Origin of the sequence: Kribbella sandramycini, assembly GCF_013131805.1 — a bacterium.
Classification (GTDB): Bacteria; Actinomycetota; Actinomycetes; order Propionibacteriales; family Kribbellaceae; genus Kribbella; species Kribbella sandramycini.
The window spans coordinates 30,567-54,524 of the sequence record NZ_JABJRC010000002.1 but is presented as its reverse complement, the minus strand read 5'-3'; the positions used below and the strand labels follow the sequence as shown (position 1 = coordinate 54,524).

Here is a 23,958-nt window from a genome sequence, read left to right as displayed (position 1 = left end):
GCCGCTACTCCGCATAGCTGGTGAGTGGCGCGGATCCGGGTGCCAAGAACACCACGACCTCGGTCTCCTCGCCCTTGACCGGAGGTTCAACCCAGCCGACGCGGCGGTAGAAGGCGATCGTGTCGGTCGCGTGGTCGGCGGTCAGCAGCCAGGCGCGGGGATGGCCGGCGATCGCGGTCGCGAGCAGGCGGCGGCCGAGACCGGTGCCGCGGGCCGACTCCAGGACGCCGAGCTCGTCGATCTCGAATGCGCCGACCAGGTGCTCCTCGACCTGCTGCGCGCCGAGCCGCTCCAGCACGGCGCCGTACGCGCGATCGGTCCGGAACGGCGCGGGCGTCGTCCACCCGGTCACGAACCCGGCGATCCGGCCCGCGGCGTCGCGCTCGACCCAGGCCTGGAACCCAGGCCGCCGCACGTCGCCTTCCAGCCGCTGCCGGAAGGCGGCGCGCAACTGATCGGGATCGCGGTGACCCCACGGCGGCGCGGTGAAGACCTCGACGTACGCCGCGGTCAGCTCGGCCGCGATCTCGATCAGGTTGCTCGTGTAAGCCTGCACCCCGGCAGATTAGTCGACAGCGGGGTGCACGGGCAGCGCCGAGATCGTCTCCAGCTCGTCGCGGAACTGCGGGAGCATCCAGCGCAGCGGCTGGTCGAGCACCCGGGCGATGGTGGATTCGTCGACCTTGAGCAGATCGCCGATCCGGGCCAGGGCGTCCGGCTCGTCGGTGGCCGCGTAGAGCAGATGGACGACCTCGTGCCGATGCGCGAAAACGGCCAGGGCCGCAGACGCCAGGCCGGCGTCGATCGTGGGTGGGTCGCTGGTCTCGATGATGATTTCCCCGTTGACAGTCACGTCAGACACAACCCCGCCGAACCGCGATCGGTTACGTGCTCAGCCCGGTAACCAGCCGACCTTTCCGATCAGATACGTCGCGCCGACCAGCGCGACGATGTCGATCACCGTGTGCGCGACCACCAACGGCATCACCCGGCCCCAGCGCCGGTACAGGTAACAGAAAATGACCCCCATGATCACGTTGCCCGCGAAGCCGCCGATCCCCTGGTAGAGGTGGTACGAGCCGCGGACCAGCGCGCTCGTCACCGTGCTCCGCCCGACCGACCAGCCCAGCTGATCCAGCCGCCGGTTCAGGTAGGCGAGCACGACGACTTCCTCCAGGACGGCGTTCTGCACCGCAACCGCGACCAGAATCGGGATCCGCCACCAGTGGTCGGGCAGCTGCGCCGGGTCCACACTCAGGTTCATCCCGGAGGCATAGGCGAGCAGGTAGAAGCCGAGCCCAGCGCCGCCGATCACCGCCGCGACCGCCGTCCCGCGGCCCAGATCGCGCAGGCGATCGCGCAGATCGAAGCCAAGCGTGCGCAGCGACTCACCGCCGCGTTTCAGCAGGTGACCGACCAGCACGACCGGCACCAATGCGGTCACGACCGCAAAGATCTGCCACGCGAGGTCGAGCCACGGTCGCCCCGGCGCGCGGGAGCCGACGATCACCGCCGTCTGCCCGCTGATCGCCTTCTCCGCGGTCAGCACCCCCGCGAACGAGATCAGCGCCGCGACTCCGGAGGCCCCCAGCGACAGGGCGAGCACCAACCACACTTCCCGGCTCAGCACCCCGCGGGGCGCCAGTTGCGCATCCGGCTCGCGCACGGCTTCCGTCATACGCCCACTATCCCTCGCGACACCCGGCTGCCGGTGTCGGACTGCCAGTAGAGGACCGACCGGCCGGAGCGGCGACGTTCGAGCAGCCCGGCCGCGGTGAGCACTCGCAGATGGTCAGAAACCGTGGCCAGCGCCAGACCGGTCGCAGCGACCAGGGCGGTGGTGCTGACCGGCTCTGCGGCCGCGGTGAGGATGCGAGCCCGGTTACGGCCGAGCAGGTCGACCAATGGCTCGGCCGGTACGTCGGTGCCCGCGAAGATGCCGGTGACCGGGTAGGTGAGCGCGAAGCGATCCGGGAGCCGCCAACTGACGTTCACCCGTTGGGTGTGGGCGGCGATGAACATCAGGTCCTGGCCGCGGACGTCGGTGATCGGGAAGTCGGAGCTGTTCACCTGGATCCGGCCGTCGCCGATCCAGCGCACATCCGGGCCGAGGCCACTCAGGACGCCGGCCCAGCCCTGCTCGCTGAGCTTCGCCGTCCGGGAGACGACGTCCGCCTGGAGGACGCGACGGCGGCGCGGCCAGTCGGGCTCGACGGTGTGCGTCCAGACCCAGGTCAGCAGTTCGCCGACGCCGGCGGAGAGGCCGCTCGTCGTGAGGAGGAGCGGCGGTAACGGCGTCCGGACGACGCTCAGGTCGGCGCGGATTCGGTCGTCGTCGAGTTCGGTGAGTTGGGTGAGCTCGGCGGCGAAGGCGAGACCCGGCTCCAGGGGCGGCTGAGTGAGGAAGTCGGCGGTCCAGCGGCGTCCGAAGGCGCTGTCGATGACCGCGGCCCAGACAGGCTCGGCGGCGAGCCGCTCCTCGAACGCGGTGACGTGCGTGTCCTTCCAGCTCCGGAACCACGGGTCGACCGGCTGCAGCAGCAGCTTCAGCGCCGCCACCGTCTCGGTGACCTGGGACAGACCGAACCGGGCCCTGGCGAGGGTGTCGGCATCGACGAGAAACTCGGACATTGGTTTCGCCTCCACCCGAAACTCTACGTCGTCACGAGGGCACCGGGGAGGGTTTGCCGGTATGAGTCTCAGCACCGCGCCGGCGGCCACCTACCGGCAGATCTTCGCCAACGCCGAGTTCCGCAGTCTGTGGGTCGGGAATGCGCTCGGGAACGCCGCCGCGACCATGACCAGCCTGACGCTCGCGCTGATCGTGGACGCCGCGACCGGGTCGGCCCTGCTGACCGCCTTGGTCATGTTCGGCCCGTCGCTGGCGCAGGTGCTCGGGGTCTCGACGCTGATGTCGGCCGCCGACACGGCGCGGCCTCGGCCGTTGCTGATCGCGCTGGCGACCCTGTCGACCGTGGCCGTCGGCATTCAGGCTGCTGTGGAACTGTCGGCCGGGGCCCGGCTCGTCCTCGCGCTCGTCGTCGCGTACGGGTTGTCGATCGGCGCCGGCGTCCGCTGGGGGCTGCTGAACGACGTCGTCCACCCGGATCAGTTCGTGCTCGGGCGATCGGCGATGAATCTGTCGGCCGGCGCGATGCAGATCGCCGGGTTCGGCCTGGCCGGGTTGTTGCTGCAGGCAATGAGTCCCTCGACTGTGCTCTGGCTGGCGACCGGTTGCTCGGCGCTGGCCATCCCGGTGATCCGGTTCGGTCTGCGCAACCGCGCGCCCCGCCGCATCGCCCGTACCGGCCTGACCGAGACCTGGCGAGGCAACCGCCGCCTCCTCGCCCAAACCGAGACCAGGCCGCTGCTGCTCGCCCTGACCATCCCCACCGGACTCGTCGTCGGCTGCGAAGCCCTCTTCGTCCCGTACGCCGGTGCCGACGCCGGCTGGCTCCTCGCTGCCACAGCCGCCGGCATGCTCGGCGGCGACCTGGTCGTCGGCCGCTTCCTCAACCGCTCGCAACGCCGCACCACCAGCCAATGGCTGCGCCTTGTCCTCGCCCTCCCCTTCACAGCCTTCGCCTTCGACCTACCGCTCGCCGTACTCGCAACTCTGGTCGCAGTCGGCGGCGCGGGCTACGCGGCCTCCCTCGCCCACCAGGAGGCCTTAGTCGACCGCACACCCCGCGAAGAACGCGGCCAAGTCCTCGGCGTCGAATCCGCCCTCCGAATGACCACCTTCGGCATCTCCGCCCTCCTCGCCGGCGCCCTCGCCGACCTCACCACTCCGCCCGTCGCCATCGCCACCTTCGCGATCGCCTCTCTCCTGAGCTCGCTCCTACTCACCCGCCCACTACGTCGAATCATGTGCCCAGTCAGCGGCTGAAGCCGGCGGTGAGTCCGCTGAGGAGCTGGCGGCGGCCGACGGCGTACAGGATGACGATCGGGAGCGTGGTGAGCACGACCGAGGCGAGGACGGCGGGGACGTTGACGCTGTATTGGCCCTGGAAGGTCCACAGGGCCAGCGGAAGCGTGCGTTGGGTGGGGCTCTGGGTCAGGATCAGCGGGAGCAGGAAGCCGTTCCAGACGCCGAGGCCGTTGTAGATCGCGACGGTGACAAGTGCGGGCCGGGTGAGCGGGAGGGCGAGTGTGCGTAGCATGCCCCACTCGGTCGCGCCGTCCACGCGCATCGACTCGAAGAGCTCCTTCGGCACGTCCCGGATGAAGTTCGTCAGGACGAGCACCGAGAGCGGGATCGCGAACGCGATCGACGGCAGGATGATCGCGAGCAGGCTGTCGTACAGCCGCATCCGGATGATCAGCAGGTAGACCGGGATGATCGTGGCCTGTAGCGGGATCGCCAGGCCCATCAGGAACAACCCGTTCGCCCCGGCGAGGAAGCGGCTGCCGGCGCCGCGCACGATCGCGTACGCCGCCATGAACGCGATCGTCACCGCGGGGACGATCGTGCCGGCCGTCACGATCACGCTGTTCACGAAGTACCGCGGGAAGTCCGACTGGATGACCAGCTGGTAGTTGGCCAGCGTCGGCTCGGTGGGCAGGGCGAACGGGTTCTGGGCGAAGTACGCCGTCTGGTCCTTGAAGCTGGTGACGACGATCCAGTACAGCGGGACCATCACGATGATCAGCCACAGCCAGCCGGCCGATCCGCCCAGCCAGTTGAGCCGCCGGAGTCCGCGCATCAGGCTCCCTCCTGCTGACTGGCCGTCGTACTGCCGCCGAGGCGGCGCAGGAGCAGCGCCAGCGCGAGACCGAGCAGCACCAGCAGGACGGCGATCACACTGGCCGGGCCCATCAGATTCGCCTGGAAGCCGCGTTTGTACATGTCCAGCGCGAGCACCCGGGTCGCGTCACCGGGACCGCCCGCGGTCAGCACGAAGATCAGGTCGAAGAACGTCAGCGAGCCGACCGCCATCAGCGTCGACGACGTGATGATCGTGTACTTCAGCTGCGGGACCGTGATGCTGAAGAACTGCCGCACCCGTCCGGCGCCGTCGATCGCCGCCGCCTCGTACATCGAGGTCGGGATCTGCCGGACGCCGCCCTGGTAGATCAGCGAGTGGAACGGGATGAACTGCCACGACACCACGAAGATCACCACCCCCAGCGCGAGCCCGCCCCGCCCCAGCCAGTCCTGCGTCAAGAACCCGATCTTCAGCCCCGCCCCGAGCCCGAAGTTCGGATCCAGCAGCGCCTTGTACGTGATCGCGATCGCCGCCGAGCTCAGCAGCAACGGCACGAAGTACAACACCGCCAGCAGCCCCCGATACCGCTGCCGCCCCGCCAGGAACGTCCCGATCAGCAAACTCACCGGCGTCTGCACCGCCCACGACAACCCCATCACCGCAAACGTCACCCCCACCGCGTGCGGCAACCCCGGATCCCCCAACACCACCCGCCAGTTCGCCACCCCCGCCGGCCGGATCGCCCCGAGGCCGTCCCACTGGGTGAAGCTCAGGACCAGCACGCCCACCAGCGGCACGACCCCGAACACCACAAACATCACCAACGCCGGCACGACCATCCACCCAACCGCCCCGCTCCGCCCCACCCCGTCCACGCCGCGCCCGGCGGATCCTGCGACCCGGCGGGCAGCCGCTTGGCCGGCACCACCCGCCGGGTCAGCCCGAAGTTCCCCCACCCGCGCTACCACTCCCCCACCCACCCCACACCAGCACCACCCGCAAACCCCGCGACAGCTGGGGTGTGGCGGATGAAGAAGGGGTGGCGGGCGGCCCGTCGGCCTGGGCCGCCCGCCTGGGGTGGCCGGAGGCCGGCTGCCGCCCGCGGCCGGTCTCCGGGGGTTGGCGCTGCCTGTGGGCTGCGTTCGGGGGATGTGGTTGTGCGCTGGGAGCTCTCGGCTGTTGTTGCTGCCGGCAACTGTTGGGCGGGTGGGGGTTTCACTTGCCGATCACCGCGTTCATGGCGTCGGCGAACTGTTGGGGGGCGATGGAGAGCTGGAAGAGTTTGGCGATGTTGTCGAGGAGGGTTTCGGCTTGGGTGGGGCTGAGGGCCTGGTCCCAGGACTGGGTGAAGTTCTTGGCGCCGGCGGCGGTGTTGTAGACGAAGTTGAGCCAGGCGGAGTCGTGCTGGTCGGTGATCGCGGCGAGTTTGTCCTTGGCGGACTTGGCGACGGCGATGTTGCCGGAGGCGACCCACGCGTCGACGGAGGCGTCGTCCAGGGTGCCGGTGGCGAGGAACTTCCTGGCGGTCTCCTGGTCGGCGGCACTCGCCTTCGAGGAGATCGAGAGGTACTGGCCGGGGTTGCCGACGGTGTCGGTCGGGTCGCCCTTGCCGCCGTCGACGCCAGGAAAGTTCAGATAGCCCAGATGGCCGCCGGTGACGAAATCGCCGCCCGACGACTTCATGTTCCCGTACGTCCACGAGCCGTGCAGCATCATCGCCGCCTTACCGGTGAACAGCAGCGCCTGGTCGGCGTTGGAGTCGGCGGTGATCGACGAGAAACCCTTGATGAACCCGCCGGCCTTGATCAGATTCTGCAGCTCGCCGAGCGCCTTCAGCGCGGCCGGATCCGACCAGCTGCCCGGCGTCTGCTCGAAGATCGCCTGGAAGACCGAGCTGCCGCCGATCCGGTCGAACAGGAACTCCAGCCACATCATGTTGGTCCACCGCGACTGCCCGCCGAGCGAGAACGGCGCGATCCCGGCGCCGTTGAACTTCGGCACCAGATCGAGGATGTCACCCCACGACTGCGGCGGCTGCGCCCCGATCTTCTCGAACGCGCGCTTGTCGTAGAACAGCACGATCGGCGTCGTGGTCTCCACCGGCATCGCGTAGATCTTCCCGCCGACGGTGGCCGCGCCGAACGCCGACGGGAAGATCGACTCCTTCAGCGCCGCGTTCTCGGCGAAGAACCCGGTCAGCTCCGCCACCTGCCCGGCGTCCACGTAGCTCTTCAGCCCGCCGCCGCCCCAGCCCCAGATCAGCGTCGGCCCTTGCCCCGCGCCGATCGCGGTCTTGATCTTCTGCTTGAACGCATCGTTCTGGAACTCGGTCGTCGCCAGCTTCGCGCCCGGGTTCGCGTCGTTGAACCGCTTGACCTGATCCGCCCGGATCCCCTGCTGGGGCTGCCCGGTGAGGTACCAGTACGTCGCTCCGTCGCCCGCCCCGGTCGCGCCGGAGGTGCTCTTCGGTCCGGAGGTGCCGCAGGCCGCGAGCGCGCCGGCTCCGGCCAGGCTCAGAAACGTCCGCCGGGATGTCGTCATGGGATCCACAGTGATCTCCGTCTCCATGAAGGTGTTTCGTAACGTAGGTTTCGGTGCTATCACTGTCAAGACGTCGACAGATTTCAATTGACCGCCACATACGCCTTACCCAGAAGGCCTTTGAGCAGCGCGTCGACTTGCCAAGAATCTCGAAAAGTTTCGATAATCAGCGCATCCACGAAAGGAGGAGACCGATGCCACGTCCCCGAGGAGCGGTCACCCTGGCCACGGTCGCGACCACCGCCGGGGTCTCGATCGCCACCGTGTCGAAGGTGCTCAACGGCCGCAGCGACGTCTCCTCCAGCACCCGCGCCCGCGTCCAGGAGGTGCTCACCCAGCACGGGTACGTCGGCCGCCGCCCCGAGCCCGTCAGCCGCCCGACGGTCGAGCTCTTCTACCAGGGCTTCCTGAGCAGCTACTCCGTCGAGGTGATCCAGGGCGTCGTCGCCGCCGGCCAGGACGCCGAGGTGGACGTCGTCCTCAACGCGCACCCGCGGCACCCGAACGGCCCGGCCGGTCGCGCCAGCCGCTGGATCCGCGAGCTGATCGCCGGCGGCCGCCGCGCCGCGATCGGCATCACCAGCGAGCTGACCGACGCCGATCTCGCCGCCCTGTCCCGGGCCCGGCTGCCCTTGGTGGTCATCGATCCGGCCAACATCCCCGAGCCCGACGTGACCAGCGTCGGCTCGACGAACTTCGCCGGCGGGATGGCCGCCACCCAGCACCTGCTCGAGCTCGGCCACCGCCGGATCGGCTACCTCGGCGGCCCGCCGACCTCAGGCTGCAACCAGGCCCGGATGAGCGGCTTCCGCAGCGCGATGGACGCCGCCGGCGCCGCCGTCCCCAAGCAGTACGTCCGGTTGAGCGAGTTCCTGTACGACGACGGCGTCGCCGGCGGCTCCGCGCTGCTCGATCTCCCCGATCGCCCGACCGCGATCTTCGCCGGCAGCGACGAGGTGGCGCTCGGCGTCCTGGAGGCGGCCCGGGCGCGCGGCCTGCGCGTCCCCGAGGACCTCAGCGTCGTCGGCTTCGACGACACTCAGGTCGCGCGGCTGGCGTCACCGCCGCTGACGACAGTCAAACAGCCGCTGCGCGAGATGGGCGCCGTCGCCCTGCGAACGGCCCTGCGCCTCGCGGCCGGCGAAACAGTCGACTCCCACCACGTCGAACTGGCCACCACGCTGATCGTCCGCGGCTCGGCCGCCGCAATTCCTTGCGAATAACCCTCGGGAACAGTTATCGTTGGGCATTTCTGTCTGCATAAAAAAAGTTGCCCCCGAAGGAGCAACTAAGAACAGATTAGCAGACAATTCCAGCGATTTCAAGATCGGGGACGGCGTGACGGATCGGCTGCTGGCACAGGAGATCGGCGAAGAACAAGAGCATGTGACCGCGATGTACGAAAGGCTCGACGTGTTGCGCGAAAGGGCACGTGGCGAACTCGATCGGGTCCAGGGCGAAGCGACGGTCGGAAATCTGCAGGCGTACAGCGAACGCGAATCCTTCACCCAGCATTTCTCCGGCCGCGTCCATCAACTGTCCGCCGTCGAGCGCGGCCTGTGCTTCGGCCGGATCGACGAAACCGGCGGGGAGCGGTTCCACATCGGCCGGATCGGGTTGTTCGACGAGGAGTACGAGGCCTTGCTGGTCGACTGGCGGACGCCGCTCGCGCAGTCCTTCTACCGAGCGACTCCGGCCGCCCCGCTGGGCGTCACGCGACGCCGGCACATCCGCCTGCACGGGCGGACCGTGGTCGGCGTGGACGACGACGTCCTCGATCTCGACGCGCTGGGCGCCGCCGACCGCAGCACGCTGATCGGCGAGGCCGCCTTGCTGTCGTCGCTCGGCGCGAACCGGACCGGCCGGATGAACGAGATCGTCGCGACCATCCAGACCGAGCAGGACGAGATCATCCGCGCCGAACTGCCGGGCGTGCTGGTCGTCCAGGGCGGGCCGGGCACCGGTAAGACCGTCGTCGCGCTGCACCGGGCGGCGTACCTGCTCTACACCCATCGCGACCAGCTCGCGCGGACAGGTGTCCTGGTCGTCGGCCCGAACCCGACCTTCCTGCGCTACATCGACCAGGTGCTCCCGTCCCTGGGTGAGACCGACGTCGTCCTGGCCACGGTCGGCGAGCTCTATCCCGGGATCGCGGCGACCGCTCCGGAGTCCGCGGAAGCGACGCGGATCAAGGGCGACTTGGCGATGGCCGAGGTCGTCGAGCGCGCTGTGCAAGGTTTCCAGCGCGTTCCCGAAGCGACGATCCGGTTCAAGGTCGACCAGCACGAGCTGGCGCTCCGGCCGAGCGCCGTCCGCAAGGCGAAGGAGAAGGCGCTGGACGCGGGCGAGCCGCACAACCCGGCCCGGCGGGTCTTCGTCCGGCGCATCATCACCGTGCTGACCAATCAGATCGTCGACACGATCGGCCGCCAGTACGTCGGCGCCGAGGACGTCGAAGATCTCCGCAAGGAGCTCATCGAGGACGACCGCGTCCAGGCCATCCTCGATCACCTCTGGCCGGAGCTCACCCCGCAGCTCTTGGTGAGCGTCCTGCTCTCCTCCCCCGAGCGGCTCGCCGCGGCCGCCCCACACCTGACGGACGCCGAGCGCGCGGCGATCCGCCGTCCGATCGACGCGCCGTGGACGCCGTCCGACGTGCCGCTGCTGGACGAGGCGGCCGAGCTGATCGGCGAGCTGGACGCCGACGTCGCGGCTCGTCGTCAGCAGGCGGCCGCGGCGGCTGCCGAGTCGGCCGACACGTGGAAGTACGCGCGGGAGGTCGTGCAGGTCCAGCTGGAGTCCGAGAACGTGGTCGTGATGCCGTGGGAGATCGAGCAGTTCGCCGAGCTCGTCCATCGCCGCACGGAGCTGATCGAGAAGCCGGTCACGGTCGCGGAGCGCGCGGCGTCGGATCGCGGCTGGGTCTTCGGCCACGTGATCGTCGACGAAGCGCAGGAGCTGACCGCGATGGACTGGCGGCTGTTGATGCGCCGTTGCCCGCGGCGTTCGATGACGCTGGTCGGCGATATCGCCCAGACCGGATCGGACGCCGGCGTCCGATCCTGGGCCGAAGTCCTCGACCGCTACGCGCCCCGGCGCTGGCGGGCCGCGGAGCTCACCGTCAACTACCGCACGCCGACCGAGATCATGACCGTCGCGGCCGGCGTCCTGACGGCGATCGATCCGTTGCTCACAGCACCGACCTCGGTACGCGCGGGGAACAGCGCGCCCTGGTTGCGGAGCACTCGGAGCGAAGACTTCACCGAAACGTTGCTCGCGGCAATCGAGTCCGAGCGCGCGGCCGTCGGGGACGGCCGGATCGCCGTCATCGCGCCGGCCTCCCGGACGGCGGCGCTGGCCGCCGCACTGCCAACGGTTGCCGAAAGCAATGACCCGGCGATCCTCGAGGCGCCCGTCGCACTACTGGATCCCAGTGCAGCCAAGGGCCTGGAGTTCGACGCCGTCCTGATCGCCGACCCGGCCGGCATCATCGCCGAGTCCCCACGGGGCCTGTCCGACCTGTACGTCGCGGCCACCCGGGCCACCAAACGGCTCGGTGTCCTGGCCGACGGCGTACTGCCGGACGTCCTGATCGGAGGCGAACAGTGAGCAGATCGCTACTCAAGGTGAAAAAATAAGGCAAAAGCGGCAAATCCGTGACGAAAAGGCTGCCGGTAGCCCCAGACCTCCCGTACTGTGCCAGGTCATGCACAGAGGTGACCCTGCCCGCCCCAGTGTTTTCCGGTCGGTGCTTCTCTTCCTCCTGATCAGCGCGGTCTCCGGCGCGCTCGTCGCCGGGCTGGCCCTGCCGCTGGCCGGGCTGGCCGACGTGACGACGACGACCGCGCACAACACGGTGAAGTACCTGCCGCAGGACCTGACGATCCCGCCGCTGGCGCAGTCGACGACGATCGTCGCGAGTGACGGCAAGGTGATCGCGAACCTGGCCCAGGAGAACCGCAAACAGGTCACGCTGAAGCAGATCAACCCGATGATGCTGAAGGCGATCGTCGCGATCGAGGACGACCGCTTCTACCAGCACGGCGCGATCGACCTGAAGGGCACGCTGCGGGCGCTGGTGCTGAACCAGTCCCGCGGCTCGGTCGCACAGGGCGGCTCGAGTATCACCCAGCAGTACGTCAAGCTCAGCCTGGTCGCCAAGGCCCGGTCGGTGGAGGAGCGCGCGGCGGCCACCGCCGACACCTACGAGCGCAAGTTCACCGAGCTGCGGTACGCGATCGCCGTCGAGGAGAAGATCTCCAAGGACGAGATCCTGAACCGCTACCTCAACCTGGCCTTCTTCGGCGACCGCGCGTACGGCGTCGAGGCCGCGGCGCTGCACTACTTCGGCGTCCACGCCTCGAAGCTGACCCTGCCGCAGGCCGCGACGCTGGCCGGGCTGGTGAAGAGCCCGAACGCGTTCAACCCGGTCGCCCATCCGGTCGCCGGTAAGGAACGGCGCAACATCGTCCTGGGCCGGATGCGCGAGCTCGGCATCATCACCCCGAAGCAGGCCCGGGACGCGATGCGGACCCCGGTCATCGATCTCAAGAAGGTCAAGGCGTTCCGCACCGGCTGCGCGAACTCGCCGTACCCGTTCTACTGCGACTACGTCGTGGCCCGGCTGAAGCAGAACCCGGTCTTCGGCAAGACCGAGGAGGAGCGCGCGGACTACATCGAGACGGCGGGCCTGACGGTCCGCACATCACTCGACCGCAAGATCCAGGCGGCCGCGCAGGCCTCGATCGACAAACACTCCAAGCCGACCGACGAGGCCGTCGCCGCGATCACGATCGTCGAGCCCGGAACCGGTCTGGTGAAGGCGATGGCGCAGAGCAAGCCGTACGGGTTCGGCAAGCACCAGACGGCGTACAACTACAACGTCGAGCAGTCGTACAAGGGCGGGTACGGCGGCTTCCAGAACGGGTCGACGATGAAGACCTTCACGATCGCGGCCGCGATCCAGAAGGGCGTCCCGCTGAACTACCGGATCAACTCGCCGCAGACGCTCGACCTGTCCGGCCGCGAGTTCAAGACCTGTCACGGCACCGCGTCGGACAACAACTACAAGCCGAAGAACTCGACCCGGACGGTGGCCGATCCGTCGATGATCCAGGCCGCCCAGGCCTCCACCAACACCTACTTCCTGCAGCTGTCCGAGCAGGTCGGCCTGTGCCCGATCGCCAACCTGCTGGGCAAGATGGGCATGCGGGACGCACAGACCGAGGAGCCGCTGGAGCAGGTGCCGTCGATGACGCTGGGCTCGGCCGGTCTGATCACCCCGCTGATGCTGAGCAGCGCCTACGCGACGTTCCCGGCTCGCGGCACCTTCTGCAACCCGCAGATCGTCACCGCCGTGGCCAGCAGCCGCGGCAAGACCATCCAGACCCCCGGTCTGAGCTGCAAGCCGGTCATCACGCCACAGGTCGCGGACGGCGTCAACTACGTGCTGAACAAGGTCATGGACCCGCCCGGCACCGGCAGCAGCCTGAAGTTCGGCAGCAGCGACCTCGCCGGCAAGACCGGAACCATCGACGGCAGCAAGGCCGTGTGGTTCGCCGGGTACTCGACCAAACTGTCGGGTGTGTCGGTGGTCGCGGACGCGACGCCGAAGTACACGGATCTGCAGGGCCAGACGCTGAACGGCCGGACGATCGGCGAGGCGTCCGGCTCGAAGATCGCGGGACCGTTCTGGGAGACCGCGATGCGCGCGGCGCTGAAGAACTACGCCCGGACGAAGTTCGTCCAGCCGGATCAGAAGACGATCCGCGGCAACGTGAAGAACCTGCCGAACGTGAAGGGGATGACGCCGGAGCAGGCGACCGTCACCCTCAAGGCGGCCGGCTTCAAGGTGGCGGTCGCGACCACGCAGGTGGACTCCGACGCCGTCGCCGGCACCGTCGCCTGGACCACGCCGCGCGCCGAGGAAGGCGCGCTGGCCGGCGCGACGATCCTGCTCTGGCTGTCCAACGGCAGCAAGGCGCCGCCGCCCACCACGCCACCGCCCCCGGGCACCACTCCCCCGCCCCCGGGCACGTCGCTGCCGCCGATCCCGCCGCCGACCAAACCGACCGGCGGCCCGGCCTGCCCGCCGTGGGATCCACAGTTCCCGAACTGCCGCCCGCCGCGCCGCTGACCCTCGTTTTCGCGCCGGTCACGGACAGCACTAGTCTGTCCGTGATCGGTAGCGGGCGAAGGGACATGTCGTGGGTGACACAGCCTTGACGGTGGAAGAGTTGACGGCGCAGCGCGAGCGCGCCCAGGCGGAGTACGAAGCACTCGCCGCGAAGGGGCTGAAACTCGACCTGACCCGCGGTAAACCGTCGCCGCGCCAGCTCGATCTGGCCGACGCGATCCTCGGCGGTATCGACCGCCCGGTCGCCGCCGACGGCACGGATCTGCGCAACTACGGCGGCCTGGTCGGGTTGCCCGAGCTGCGCGCGATCTTCGCCGCCGATCTGCAGGTCCCGGCCGACCAGCTGCTCGCCGCGGGCAACTCCAGCCTGGAGCTGATGCACGACGCGATCGTGTTCGCGCTGCTCGGCACCGTCCCGGGCGCGGAGCAGCGCTGGGCCGACCAGGAGATCACGTTCCTGTGCCCGGTGCCCGGCTACGACCGGCACTTCGGCATCTGCGAGCGCTACGGGATCAAGATGGTCCCGGTCGCGCTCACCCCCGAGGGCCCGGACATGGACGAGGTCGAGCGGCTGGTCGCGGCCGACGCCTCGATCAAGGGCATCTGGTGCGTCCCGAAGTACAGCAACCCGGACGGGACGACGTACTCGGCCGAGACCGTGCGCCGGCTGGCGGCGATGACGACCGCCGCGCCCGACTTCCGGATCTTCTGGGACAACGCGTACGCCGTCCACCACCTGACCGACGAGCACGCCGAGCTGGCCGACGTCCTGGCCCTGGCCGCCGAGCACGGCAACCCGGATCGCGTCTTCGTCTTCGGCTCCAGCTCGAAGATCACGCTGGCCGGCGCCGGCGTCGCGTTCTTCGGCGCCTCCCCGGCGAACCTGAAGTGGTGGCAGAGCCACACGGTCAAGCGCAGCATCGGCCCGGACAAGGTGAACCAGCTGCGGCACGTGCAGTTCCTCCGCGACGCCGACGGCCTGCACGCGCACATGCGCAACCTGGCCGAGCTGATCCGGCCGAAGTTCGAGGCGGTCGACAAGATCCTCACCGCCGAGCTCGGCGACAGCGGTTTCGCGTCCTGGAACGCGCCGACCGGCGGCTACTTCATCACGTTGCGGGTGCCCGAGGGCTGCGCCGCGGACGTCGTCGCCAAGGCGAAGGCGGCCGGGATCGCGCTCACCCCGGCCGGCGCCACCCACCCGTACGGCGACGACCCGTCGGACAGCATCATCCGGATCGCCCCGACCTACCCCGAGCTCGACGAGCTCGAGGCCGCGGTCGCCGGCCTGACCGTCTGCGTCCGGCTGTCGGCGACCGAGAAGCTACTGGGGTAGTTCGAACAGCATGCAGGTGGACGTGGCGTGGGCCAGCAGGGCGCCACGCTCGTCCACCAGCCGGGCCTCGGCGACGGCCGTCCGGCGGCCGCGGCTGATCACCTGACCGGTGCAGCGCAGCTCGCCGGATTTCACGGTCACCGGCTTGATGAAACGCGTGTTCAGATCCAGCGACGTGTAGCCGACGCCGACCGGTAGCGTCGAGTGCACCGAACAGGCCGCGGCTGTGTCGAGCAGGGTCGCGATCACCCCGCCGTGCACGGTGCCGAGCGGGTTGTAGTGGAACTCGCGGACCGGCAGGATCACCGTCACCGAGCCCTCCTCGACCTCGATCCCGCTGCCCCCGATCGTCTGCAGGATCGGCGGCGGCGGGAGCTTGCCCACGGCCAGCGCCTGCAGCAGCTCGAGCCCCGACATCCCGCCGACCTGGGCCGCGATCTCTGCCGGGTCCGACCAGCTGAAGGTGCGCGTCCGGGCGGCGTCCTGGATTTCCGTCATGAGCCGAAGCCTCACAGCTCCTCGCTGGGTCTGTCAACGAGACCTAGGGAACATTAGGATGCCGGTCATGTACAACGCGCTGGACTGGTCGGCGGACAACTGCCCGGTGGGCCGCACGATGGAGATCATCGGCGAGCGGTGGACGGTCGTCGTCCTGCGAGAGGTCTTCAACGGCATCCGGCGGTTCGACGACCTGCGGGTGCGGACGGCGGTGCCGCGCCAGGTCCTGTCGAACCGGCTCGCCCTGCTCGTCGACCACGGCATCCTGCGACGGACGCCGTACCGGGAGCCGGGGGCGCGGCAGCGGTTCGAGTACCGGCTGACGAAGAAGGGGCTCGACCTCTACCCCGTGTTGATCGCGATCCGCGATTGGGGTGACAAGTACCTGGCCGACGACGCGGGCGTGCCGCTGGAGGTCACACATCGCGACTGCGGCGCACTGGTGCACACCGAGGTCCGGTGCGCGGCCGGCCATCACGTGGTCTCGCCACGCGATGCCGTGCCGCGCCCCGGCCCCGGCGCGCGCCGCCGGGATCAGCCGGCCTGAGCCGTGTTGTAGACCGACTGGGCGTCGGCGCCGAAGTACGGGCCGAACATCCAGGTCGGGATGAAGTTGATCTTGTAGCTGTTCACCGAATTCACGATGCCGGTGCCGGCCGCCTCGTTGAACTGGAGGAACCAGCCGCCGCCACTCGAGCCGCCGGTCATGTCGCACGTCATGCCGAGACCGTCGGAGATCAGCGCGTTGAACACCTTGCCGCTGCAGTAGATCAGCTTGGAGCCGTCGTACGGCGCCGCGGCCGGATACCCGAAGGCGTACATGTTCTGGCCGCGCGCCTGGTTGAACGCGACGCCCTGGCCGCCGACCACATCGGTCAGGTTCTGCCCGTTCAACGGGTTCACCACGGCCGCGCCGACGTCGTAGTTGATGTCCTCGCTCGCGACCCACTGGGCCGTCGCGTAGGTCTTCTTCGCGGTCCACGTCCCGTACGGCGTCGCGCCGTTGTTGTACGCCGGGACGAACACCCAGTTGGTGTGGAACGCGCCCTCCAGTTTCACGCAGTGCCCGGCCGTGATGACCGTGCTCTTGTTGCCGCTGGTCACCGCCGTCCCACTGCAGGACGCCGTCCGGCCGGTGTAGGTGAAGAACACCCGGCCCTCGGTGCTGACGATCTTTCCGCCGCCGGTCCACGGCGCGCCGCCGCTGGGGAACGCGGTCGGCGCCATCGCGGTCGGCGCGACGGTGGTCGGCTCGCCGGCCGCGACCGTCCCACCGCTCAGCCGCTGCTTCGGCGTCAGCAGTTGATCGATCGGGACCGCGGACCGCATCCGCTCCGGCGTCCAGAACCCACTGACCCGCGCCTGTTCGGCTTTCGTCGTCGCGGCTTCGTGGGTGGTGGAGGGTTGGACGGCGGTGGCGGTCGTACCGGCAAGCGGCACGGCGAGCCCTACGACGCAGGCGGTTGCGAGCAGGGCGGAACGAACGGGGCGGATTCGCATCATGTCTCCTCACTGAATGTGATGGGCTGATCACATCTGGTGGGTCACCTTAAGCGTTCCGCGCGCGGCGGGAAAGGGATGAGATCAGCGCCGAACGATCGTCGGCTGGAAGGCGGCCCGCAGCCCGGCGCTGGTCGGCGTCACGAACTGGTTCGGCTCCGGGTTCGAGAAATCGGTGGCAGCTTGGTAATAAAGCCGCCGCGGGCACGACGTCCCGTCCACCTCGACCTTGCCGCTGCGGATCAGCCGCCCGGTGCGCAATTCGTACGTCTTCAGGTTGAACACCACCTTGCGGAACGTCACCCACACCGGCCCGAACCCGAGCTTCGACTGATACGGGCACGTCCGCACCGCCTTACCCTGCGCGACGTCCACGCAGACCACGATCGTGGCCGCCTTCGGATCGCTCGTCCGCCATGCCTTCGGCAGCCGCGACGCATACGGGTCCAGCTCGTCGCCCAGCAGGATCGTCCGGTTCAGCCCCTTCCGGTACGGCGGCGCCGCGCTGTACTTCGCCGGGTTGTCGCAGTACGTCCCGGAGTCCGGATCGACCAGCCCCCGAACGTCCGCCAGCTCGATCGCCTCGGTCGCCCGCTGCGCCCCGGCCTTCGCCGCCGCGACCCGCAGATCATCCGGATACCGCTCGATCACCTGCTGGTAGAGCTGCCGCGCACCTTTCCAATCCGCCTGCTTGACCAGCTCATCCGCACAAGCCGACGTCGCCCGCGGCCCCACCTCGGCGATCGCCGTCCCGATCCGCTCCTGCAGTTCTTTGCGTTCCGCCCGCCCGCGCACCTCTTCGGCTATCCGCCCAGCCAGACACGGCTCCGTCACCCGCAGCGCAGCCACGAACCGATCGACCACAACTCGCACCCCGGCAAGCTGCTCCGGATCAGCCAGCACCTGATCGAGCACCCCCACCCCTTGGCTCGCATCCCGCTCACTGCCATGCACCGCCCGATCCAGCATCACCCCCGCCGCATCCAGCCGCCCGCACGCCGCGACATCCGCCTCACTCCGCCGCACCGCCGACCGCCCAACCACCTTGTGCACAAGGTGATACCGCTCCGCCGCAGCCCGCACGACCGCACAATCCCCAGCCGCGCGGGCCTCCAGCACCACCCCATCAATCCGACCCACGTCGTACCGCACCACCCCCGCAGCAGCAACCACGGCCCCCGCCGCCACCAACCCAACCACCACCGCACGCTTCATCCTCCTACTCTGCGCCGGCGCGAAGCCGCGTTACGTCGAGCGACCGCAACCTGCCATCAGAGCCGGATGGACTTCTTGTTCATGAATTCTTCGATGCCGGCGGCGCCGAGTTCGCGGCCGAGGCCGGAGCGTTTGATGCCGCCGAAGGGGAGGTCGGCTTGGGAGCCGCCGGCGCGGTTGAAGTAGACCATGCCGGCGTCGATGCGGTCGGCGACGCGGCGCAGGCGGGTGGGGTCGGTGCCCCAGACGCTGGCGCCGAGGCCGAAGGGGGTGTCGTTGGCGAGGTGGACGGCGTCGTCCTCGTCGGCAGCGCGGTAGACGATGGCGACCGGGCCGAAGATCTCTTCGTAATAGGCGTCCATACCGGGGCGGACGTCGGTGAGCACGGTGGCCTCGAGGTACGCGCCGGGGCCGATGCGGTGACCGCCCGCGCGCAGCGTGGCGCCCTGGTCGACGGCCTTCGCCACTTGGGCGGCGACCTCGTCGGCGGCGGCGATCGAGGCCAGCGGCGGGAGCTTGGTGCCGGGGTCGGCCGGGTCGCCGGGGACGTAGTACTCCGCGACGCGTTTGGTCAGCCGGTCGACGTATTCGTCGTACAGGTCGGCGAGCACAATGATGCGCTTGGGGGCGTTACAGGACTGGCCGCAGTTCCGCATCCGGGCGGTCGCGGTGGCGTTCACGGTCTCGTCCATGTCCGCGGTGTCGAGGATGATCAGCGGATCCGAGCCGCCGAGCTCGAGGACGGTCTTCTTCAGGTTCTTGCCGGCCTCGGCGGCGACCGAGATCCCGGCCTGCTCGCTCCCGGTCAGCGAGACGCCCATGATCCGCTCGTCGGCCAGGATCCCGGGGATCTGCCGGCTCGACGCGTAGGTGTTCACATACACGTCCACCGGGACGCCGGCCGCGTGCAGGATCTCCTCGATCGCCCGCGCCGAGCGCGGGCAGATCGACGCGTGCTTGAGCAGAATCGTGTTACCCAGGACGAGATTCGGCGCCACGAACCGCGCCACCTGGTACACCGGGAAGTTCCACGGCATGATCCCCAGCAACGCCCCGATCGGCCCCTTGGTGATCACCGCCTGCCCGCCCTTCACCTCCAGAGGCTCGTCGGCCAGCAACGCGGGCCCGTGCTCGGCGTAGTACCGGAAGATGTCCACGACGATCCCCACCTCGCCGCGCCCCTCGTTCACCCGCTTGCCCATCTCCTGCGTCATGATCGCCGCGAGCTCGTCCGCCCGCGCCGCAAACCCCTCCGCAGCCCGCCCCACAATCGCCGCCCGCTCCCCCACCGAGCGCCCCCGCCACCCCCCGTACGCCGCGGCCACCCGCCCGATCGCCGCCCGAACCTCCTCCTCACTCGAGTTCGCCACTTCCTCGATCAACACACCCGTCGCCGGGTCGGTGACTGAGTACATCGCTCCTCCATCCCACGGTGGTCAGGCTTACCATACTGTATACAGTGCGCCGGATGGTTGTGAACGGACGTCTCGCCAGGCATGCTCGGGCGCGGTAGTGAAACGTTCCTTCGTCGATCGGATGCCCGCCCGTGTCTGAGCAACGGAAGTATCGAGTCGGTGTGCGGTTGGTCGCCTTGCTGGCGGCGGTCGCGGTGCCCGGGATGGCGCTGGCGGCGCCGAGTGCGCCGCCGGACCCGGAGAACTCGTGGCAGTACCCGCATTGGCCGCAGCAGCAGCCCTGGCAGGAGACCGGGGCCGAGAGCCGGGTCGCGAAGACGGCGGCCGGCGGGTTGCCGGGGCCAATCGACCCGCAGAACTGGGAGAACCCGGACCACATGACGTGGTCGGACTACAAGAAGCCGCCGGGGACGAACTGGGCCGACCCGAGTGTGAAGGGGTCGAAGCGGACATTCAAGGGCGCCCTGGTGCTGCTCGATTATCCGAACCTGGATTTCGCGGTGACCAAGCCCAAGGGGTCGACGGTGTTCGGCAATCCGAGCGCCGAGGCGAACGGCGTACCGCGGGAGCAGACCGCGCAGTTCTACAAGAACTTCCTGAACACGCCCGGTGAGCTGAACCGCGGCCACACGCTGCACGAGTACTGGATGGAGGACTCCGGCGGCCGGTACGGCGTCGACCTCACGGCCTTCGGCCCGTACCGGATGCCGGGCAAGTCGCACGAGTACGCGATGGAGTTCCAGCGGCCGAGCGACTGCCCGGCCGGGGACAGCTGCGTGAAGAACATCCGCACCGATGGCCGCGCGGCCTGGGTCGCGGACCAGGGCTCACAGGTGCCGGCCGGATTCGACTTCGTCTTCTTCCTCAGCGCCGGGCAGGACGAATCGTCCACCTGGCAGGAGTTCGGGATGATGAAGTTCCCGACCAAGGAGGACGTCACCGACGCCTTCGGCCCGCCGGACCCGGCGCTGCCGAACTGGTCGAACACCCGGTACGTCGACTGGACGTCGTGGGCGGCCGGATCGACGATCTGGCCGAACGCCGGCGGCGGCTCGTCCACCCAGGCCGAGAGCTCCGGGATGAGCGTCTACGCGCACGAGTTCAGCCACATCCTCGGGATCGGCGACAACTACAACAACCCGTACGGCGTGCCCGCGCGCCGCGACTACTCCGGGCCCTGGGAGATGCTCAGCCGAGGCACGTTCAACGGGCCCGGCGGTCCGCACAGCCGCTGGATGATCCCAGCGACCGGCGGCGCCTCGATGGGCGCGCAACACATGCTGCGCAACAAGATCAAGCTCGAGATGGTCGACGAGCAGAACGTACTGCGGCTGTCGCGCGAAGCCCTCGCGACGTCGGGCGTCGTGGTCGCCGACGTCACCGCGCGCTCGGTCGAGCCCGGCCCGAACGGGCTGGCCGGGATCAACATCCAGCTCGGCGGCGCGGGCGATCTGGCCCCGCCGTGCGACACGTCGAAGGACCCGTTCTGCGACGGCCGCGGGTACCAGAACTACACGGTCGAGGTCGTGGACCGGATGGGGACGGACTCGTTCACGCCCGACTCCGGCGTCCTGCTCGCGAAGACCAAGAACCAGGACGCCGCGCCCTTCGAGTGGGTCATCGACGCGAACCCGCAGGACATCAACATGACCGACTACGTGCTGCCCGACGGCACCAAGGTCCCGATCACGATCGGCGACTACCGGCAACTGTCGGACGCCCTGTTCCACGCGGGGACGAACTCCGGTAGCGAGTACGAGTACACCGATGAGGCCAACCGGCTGCACTTCTACATCACCAACCTCCGCCGCGACCGCGCCGGCGTCCTGTCCTACACGGTCGCGATCCGCTCGCTCGACGGCTCCGGGCCGCAGAAGCGCGGCGTCCGCGTGTTGCCGACGGTCGCGAAGCCCGGCAAGGCCGGCGTCCAGACCTGCACCTTCAACCTCACCAATACCGGCAAGGCGGGCGCTGCCTCCGAGCACCCCGAGGACGTCGCAAAGTACCTGAAGGGCGACGTCTACCGGCTGTCGGCCAAGGTGAACGGCAAGGACTGGGCGATCTCGCTGCCCAACGCGCTGACCACCGCGAACGCCGGCCAGACGGTCGCCGTCCCCGTGCACATCAAGGCCGGGCGTGGCCCGGTCGCCACTGTCACGCTGACGGCGAAGTCCGAATCCGACCCGAAGAAGACGGCCGGCGCGACCTGCGTGGCCATCAACCGCTAGCCGTTCCCGAGCCTCCGCCCTGGCGCCGAATCCGGTGCCAGGGCGGACTCATGTTCACGCTGGTTGTTTGTAAGAGCTTGAAACTGATTGGAAGTAGACAGGAAAGTTCATCTTCCGTCGGTTAATCGTTCAGGTTAGGGTGCCTGCGATGCAGTGCCGGGGGTTGACACTCCATCCGCCCCATCCGTCCGACAGGAGACGCACATGCCAGACATCAATCGCCGGAGGTTCCTGCAGCTGGCCGGCGCCTCGGCCGGCTTCGCCGCGATGGCGAACAGCATCGAGCAGGCCGCCGCGATCCCCGCGCACCGCGAGTGCGGCGACATCAACGATGTCGAGCACATCGTGGTGCTGATGCAGGAGAACCGCTCGTTCGACCACTACTTCGGGACGCTGAAGGGGGTGCGCGGGTTCGGCGACCCGCGGCCGGTGACGCTGCCGAGCGGGAAGCCGGTGTACTTCCAGCGGGACAAGAACGGCAAGGAGATCCCGCCGTTCCACCCGGACGCCGACGACCTCGGGCTGCAGTTCCTGACCGGGCTGCCGCACAGCTGGCCGGACGGGCACCACGGGATCAACCGCGGCAACTACGACCAGTGGATCCCGGCCAAGGGCGTGGCCACGATGGCCTACCTGACGCGCGAGGACATCCCGTTCCACTACGCGCTCGCGGACAAGTTCACCCTCTGCGACGCCTACCACTGCTCGTTCATCGGCGCGACCGACCCGAACCGCTACTACATGTGGACCGGTTACACCGGTAACGACGGCACCGGCGGCGGCCCGGTCCTCGGCAACGACGAGCTCGGCTACGGGTGGACGACGTACCCCGAGCGGCTCGAGCAGGCCGGCGTCTCGTGGAAGATCTACCAGGACATCGGCGACGGCCTGGACGGGCCCGGACACTGGGGCTGGATCGACGACGCGTACCGCGGCAACTATGGCGACAACTCGCTGCTCTACTTCAACACCTACCGCAACGCCAAGCCCGGCGACCCGCTCTTCGAGAAGGCCCGGACCGGCACCAACGCCAAGGCGGGCGAGAGCTACTTCGCCCAGCTGCGGGCCGACGTCCAGGCGAACAAGCTGCCGAAGATCTCCTGGATCGCCGCGCCCGAGGCGTTCACCGAGCACTCCAACTGGCCGACGAACTACGGCGCCTGGTACATCTCCCGCGTCCTCGACGCGCTCACCTCGAACCCGAAGGTCTGGAGCAAGACCGCGCTGTTCGTCACCTACGACGAGAACGACGGATTCTTCGACCACGTCGTACCGCCGTTCCCGCCGGCCGACGCGAACCAGGGCCTCTCGACGGTCGACACGAAGCCGGACTACTACCCGGGCGGGACCCGCTACACGGCCGGCTCGTACGGGCTCGGGCCGCGGGTGCCGATGTTCGTCGTCTCCCCGTGGAGCACCGGCGGCTACAGCTGCTCGGAGGTCTTCGACCACACCTCGATCATCCGGTTCATGGAGAAGCGTTTCGGCGTCCACGAGCCGAACATCTCGCCGTGGCGGCGGGCGATCTGCGGCGACCTCACGTCGGCCTTCGACTTCGATGTGGCGAACAACCGGCCGATCCCGATGCCCGACACGACGGATTACGAGCCGCCGGACCGCGACCGGCATCCGACGTACGTCCCCGCGCCGCCCGCGGTCGGCGCCGTCCCGGCCCAGGAGCGCGGCTCCCGCCGGACGCGACCGTTGCCCTACGCATCGATCGTGGACGGCGCCGCGGCCAACGGCCGGTTCACGCTGACCTTCGGCGCCGGCCCGCGCGCCGGCGCGCAGTTCCTGGTCACCGCGCAGAACCGCACCGACGGCCCCTGGACCTACACGACCGAGGCCGGCAAGTCACTCGCCGACAGCTGGAACGCCACCGCCTTCGGCGGCGTCTACGACCTCACCGTCCACGGCCCCAACGGCTTCCTCCGCACCTTCAAGGGCAAACCCACCACCGCCCTGGAGATCACCGCCCGCGACCACCGCGGCGACGTCCAGCTCACCCTCACCACCGACGTCGCCCGCACCGTCACCCTCTCCAGCGCCTACGGCGGCGCCCCCAAGACCCTCCACCTCAAACCCGGCAAGACCACCCACACCATCACCACCACCCGCCGCTGGTACGACGTCACCGTCACCACCCCCACCGACCCGGCCTACCTCCGCCGCTACGCCGGCCACGTCGAAACCGGCCAACCCGGCCTCAGCGACCCCGCCATCCGCACCACCTAGCTCCCGCGCACGTTCCCAAACCCGTTCCCGCATAGGTGCTCGCACCCGCGCTCGCGCACGTTCCCGCACAGGTGCTCGCACGTTCGAGGCGCAGGCAGGCTCGAACGTTCGAGGCGCAGGCAGGCTCGCCAGATGCCTACCTGCG

At 69.1% G+C, this 23,958-nt stretch carries 19 protein-coding genes; 8 read left to right on the top strand and 11 right to left on the bottom strand.

Annotated features, from left to right (window positions below; genetic code table 11):
* Positions 1-4: 4 nt before the first annotated feature.
* Genes HPO96_RS08000 through HPO96_RS07985 form a run of 4 tightly spaced genes read right to left on the bottom strand, consistent with a single transcriptional unit; the run spans position 5 to position 2,631 of the window.
* Entirely contained in the window at positions 5-556 is a 552-nt protein-coding gene (locus HPO96_RS08000) for a GNAT family N-acetyltransferase (RefSeq protein ID WP_171672537.1), read from the bottom strand.
* Positions 557-565: 9 nt separating this feature from the next.
* Positions 566-853, bottom strand: a complete 288-nt coding sequence (locus HPO96_RS07995) for a hypothetical protein (protein WP_171672536.1) — start codon at positions 851-853, stop codon at positions 566-568.
* 39 nt (positions 854-892) lie between these two features.
* Entirely contained in the window at positions 893-1,678 is a 786-nt protein-coding gene (locus HPO96_RS07990; RefSeq protein WP_171672534.1) for a CPBP family intramembrane glutamic endopeptidase, read from the bottom strand.
* The gene (locus tag HPO96_RS07985) at positions 1,675-2,631 is read right to left on the bottom strand and encodes an ArsR/SmtB family transcription factor (protein ID WP_171672532.1); all 957 of its coding nucleotides are present in this window, start codon (positions 2,629-2,631) and stop codon (positions 1,675-1,677) included. The genes HPO96_RS07990 and HPO96_RS07985 overlap by 4 nt, the downstream gene beginning before the upstream one ends.
* Positions 2,632-2,692: 61 nt before the next feature.
* Between HPO96_RS07985 and HPO96_RS07980 the strand changes: the two genes are divergently transcribed.
* Positions 2,693-3,889, top strand: coding sequence for an MFS transporter (locus HPO96_RS07980; RefSeq protein ID WP_171672530.1), 1,197 nt, complete (start codon positions 2,693-2,695; stop codon positions 3,887-3,889).
* On the opposite strand, the gene HPO96_RS07975 is transcribed toward HPO96_RS07980, so the two are convergent.
* From HPO96_RS07975 to HPO96_RS07965, 3 genes are all read right to left on the bottom strand, one after another.
* Positions 3,879-4,706 carry a carbohydrate ABC transporter permease gene (locus HPO96_RS07975; protein WP_171672528.1) on the bottom strand — a complete coding sequence of 276 codons (828 nt, stop codon included), beginning with the start codon at positions 4,704-4,706 and terminating at the stop codon, positions 3,879-3,881. The genes HPO96_RS07980 and HPO96_RS07975 overlap by 11 nt on opposite strands.
* Complete coding sequence (locus HPO96_RS07970; RefSeq protein WP_171672526.1) at positions 4,706-5,548, bottom strand: carbohydrate ABC transporter permease; 843 nt, start codon at positions 5,546-5,548, stop codon at positions 4,706-4,708. The genes HPO96_RS07975 and HPO96_RS07970 overlap by 1 nt, the downstream gene beginning before the upstream one ends.
* A 376-nt stretch (positions 5,549-5,924) precedes the next feature.
* The gene (locus HPO96_RS07965; protein WP_171672525.1) at positions 5,925-7,250 is read right to left on the bottom strand and encodes an extracellular solute-binding protein; all 1,326 of its coding nucleotides are present in this window, start codon (positions 7,248-7,250) and stop codon (positions 5,925-5,927) included.
* Positions 7,251-7,444: 194 nt separating this feature from the next.
* On the opposite strand from HPO96_RS07965, the gene HPO96_RS07960 reads away from it, so the two are divergent.
* The 4 genes from HPO96_RS07960 to HPO96_RS07945 all read left to right on the top strand — a co-directional run bounded on the left by HPO96_RS07960 (position 7,445) and on the right by HPO96_RS07945 (position 14,722).
* Positions 7,445-8,473, top strand: a complete 1,029-nt coding sequence (locus tag HPO96_RS07960) for a LacI family DNA-binding transcriptional regulator (protein ID WP_171672523.1) — start codon at positions 7,445-7,447, stop codon at positions 8,471-8,473.
* 115 nt (positions 8,474-8,588) lie between these two features.
* Positions 8,589-10,859, top strand: a complete 2,271-nt coding sequence (locus tag HPO96_RS07955) for a HelD family protein (RefSeq protein WP_337796551.1) — start codon at positions 8,589-8,591, stop codon at positions 10,857-10,859.
* A gap of 139 nt (positions 10,860-10,998) precedes the next feature.
* Positions 10,999-13,386, top strand: a complete 2,388-nt coding sequence (locus tag HPO96_RS07950) for a transglycosylase domain-containing protein (RefSeq protein WP_171672521.1) — start codon at positions 10,999-11,001, stop codon at positions 13,384-13,386.
* Positions 13,387-13,456: 70 nt separating this feature from the next.
* Positions 13,457-14,722: an aspartate aminotransferase type Ic gene (locus HPO96_RS07945; protein ID WP_171672520.1), complete on the top strand. Its 1,266-nt coding sequence runs from the start codon at positions 13,457-13,459 to the stop codon at positions 14,720-14,722.
* Here the strand turns inward: HPO96_RS07945 and HPO96_RS07940 are convergent.
* Positions 14,711-15,220 (bottom strand): PaaI family thioesterase, encoded by a 510-nt coding sequence (locus tag HPO96_RS07940; protein ID WP_171672518.1) that lies wholly within the window; start codon positions 15,218-15,220, stop codon positions 14,711-14,713. The two genes, HPO96_RS07945 and HPO96_RS07940, sit on opposite strands and share 12 nt — an antisense overlap.
* A 67-nt stretch (positions 15,221-15,287) precedes the next feature.
* Here HPO96_RS07940 and HPO96_RS07935 point away from each other — a divergent pair, with 67 nt between their 5' ends.
* Positions 15,288-15,767, top strand: a complete 480-nt coding sequence (locus HPO96_RS07935; RefSeq protein WP_238354938.1) for a winged helix-turn-helix transcriptional regulator — start codon at positions 15,288-15,290, stop codon at positions 15,765-15,767.
* Here the strand turns inward: HPO96_RS07935 and HPO96_RS07930 are convergent.
* The 3 genes from HPO96_RS07930 to HPO96_RS07920 form a co-directional block, all read right to left on the bottom strand.
* The gene (locus HPO96_RS07930; RefSeq protein ID WP_171672515.1) at positions 15,755-16,720 is read right to left on the bottom strand and encodes a trypsin-like serine peptidase; all 966 of its coding nucleotides are present in this window, start codon (positions 16,718-16,720) and stop codon (positions 15,755-15,757) included. The two genes, HPO96_RS07935 and HPO96_RS07930, sit on opposite strands and share 13 nt — an antisense overlap.
* An 84-nt stretch (positions 16,721-16,804) precedes the next feature.
* Entirely contained in the window at positions 16,805-17,935 is a 1,131-nt protein-coding gene (locus HPO96_RS07925) for a hypothetical protein (RefSeq protein WP_171672513.1), read from the bottom strand.
* A 56-nt stretch (positions 17,936-17,991) separates the two neighbouring features.
* Entirely contained in the window at positions 17,992-19,350 is a 1,359-nt protein-coding gene (locus HPO96_RS07920; RefSeq protein WP_171672512.1) for an NAD-dependent succinate-semialdehyde dehydrogenase, read from the bottom strand.
* 131 nt (positions 19,351-19,481) lie between these two features.
* Here HPO96_RS07920 and HPO96_RS07915 point away from each other — a divergent pair, with 131 nt between their 5' ends.
* Both HPO96_RS07915 and HPO96_RS07910 read left to right on the top strand, forming a co-directional pair.
* On the top strand, positions 19,482-21,578 hold the full coding sequence (locus HPO96_RS07915) for a M6 family metalloprotease domain-containing protein (protein ID WP_337796550.1): 2,097 nt from the start codon (positions 19,482-19,484) through the stop codon (positions 21,576-21,578).
* 204 nt (positions 21,579-21,782) lie between these two features.
* On the top strand, positions 21,783-23,813 hold the full coding sequence (locus tag HPO96_RS07910; RefSeq protein ID WP_171672509.1) for a phosphocholine-specific phospholipase C: 2,031 nt from the start codon (positions 21,783-21,785) through the stop codon (positions 23,811-23,813).
* Positions 23,814-23,958 lie beyond the last annotated feature (145 nt).

Excerpts from the sequence above, each read along its gene's own strand:
- HPO96_RS07990 (WP_171672534.1), bottom strand. The coding sequence starts at position 1,678 with ATGACGGAAGCCGTGCGCGAGCCGGATGCGCAACTGGCGCCCCGCGGG.
- HPO96_RS07985 (WP_171672532.1), bottom strand. The coding sequence starts at position 2,631 with ATGTCCGAGTTTCTCGTCGATGCCGACACCCTCGCCAGGGCCCGGTTC.
- HPO96_RS07980 (WP_171672530.1), top strand. The coding sequence starts at position 2,693 with ATGAGTCTCAGCACCGCGCCGGCGGCCACCTACCGGCAGATCTTCGCC.
- HPO96_RS07975 (WP_171672528.1), bottom strand. The coding sequence starts at position 4,706 with ATGCGCGGACTCCGGCGGCTCAACTGGCTGGGCGGATCGGCCGGCTGG.
- HPO96_RS07970 (WP_171672526.1), bottom strand. The coding sequence starts at position 5,548 with ATGGTCGTGCCGGCGTTGGTGATGTTTGTGGTGTTCGGGGTCGTGCCG.
- HPO96_RS07965 (WP_171672525.1), bottom strand. The coding sequence starts at position 7,250 with ATGACGACATCCCGGCGGACGTTTCTGAGCCTGGCCGGAGCCGGCGCG.
- HPO96_RS07960 (WP_171672523.1), top strand. The coding sequence starts at position 7,445 with ATGCCACGTCCCCGAGGAGCGGTCACCCTGGCCACGGTCGCGACCACC.
- HPO96_RS07940 (WP_171672518.1), bottom strand. The coding sequence starts at position 15,220 with ATGACGGAAATCCAGGACGCCGCCCGGACGCGCACCTTCAGCTGGTCG.
- HPO96_RS07935 (WP_238354938.1), top strand. The coding sequence starts at position 15,288 with ATGTACAACGCGCTGGACTGGTCGGCGGACAACTGCCCGGTGGGCCGC.
- HPO96_RS07930 (WP_171672515.1), bottom strand. The coding sequence starts at position 16,720 with ATGCGAATCCGCCCCGTTCGTTCCGCCCTGCTCGCAACCGCCTGCGTC.
- HPO96_RS07925 (WP_171672513.1), bottom strand. The coding sequence starts at position 17,935 with ATGAAGCGTGCGGTGGTGGTTGGGTTGGTGGCGGCGGGGGCCGTGGTT.
- HPO96_RS07920 (WP_171672512.1), bottom strand. The coding sequence starts at position 19,350 with ATGTACTCAGTCACCGACCCGGCGACGGGTGTGTTGATCGAGGAAGTG.
- HPO96_RS07910 (WP_171672509.1), top strand. The coding sequence starts at position 21,783 with ATGCCAGACATCAATCGCCGGAGGTTCCTGCAGCTGGCCGGCGCCTCG.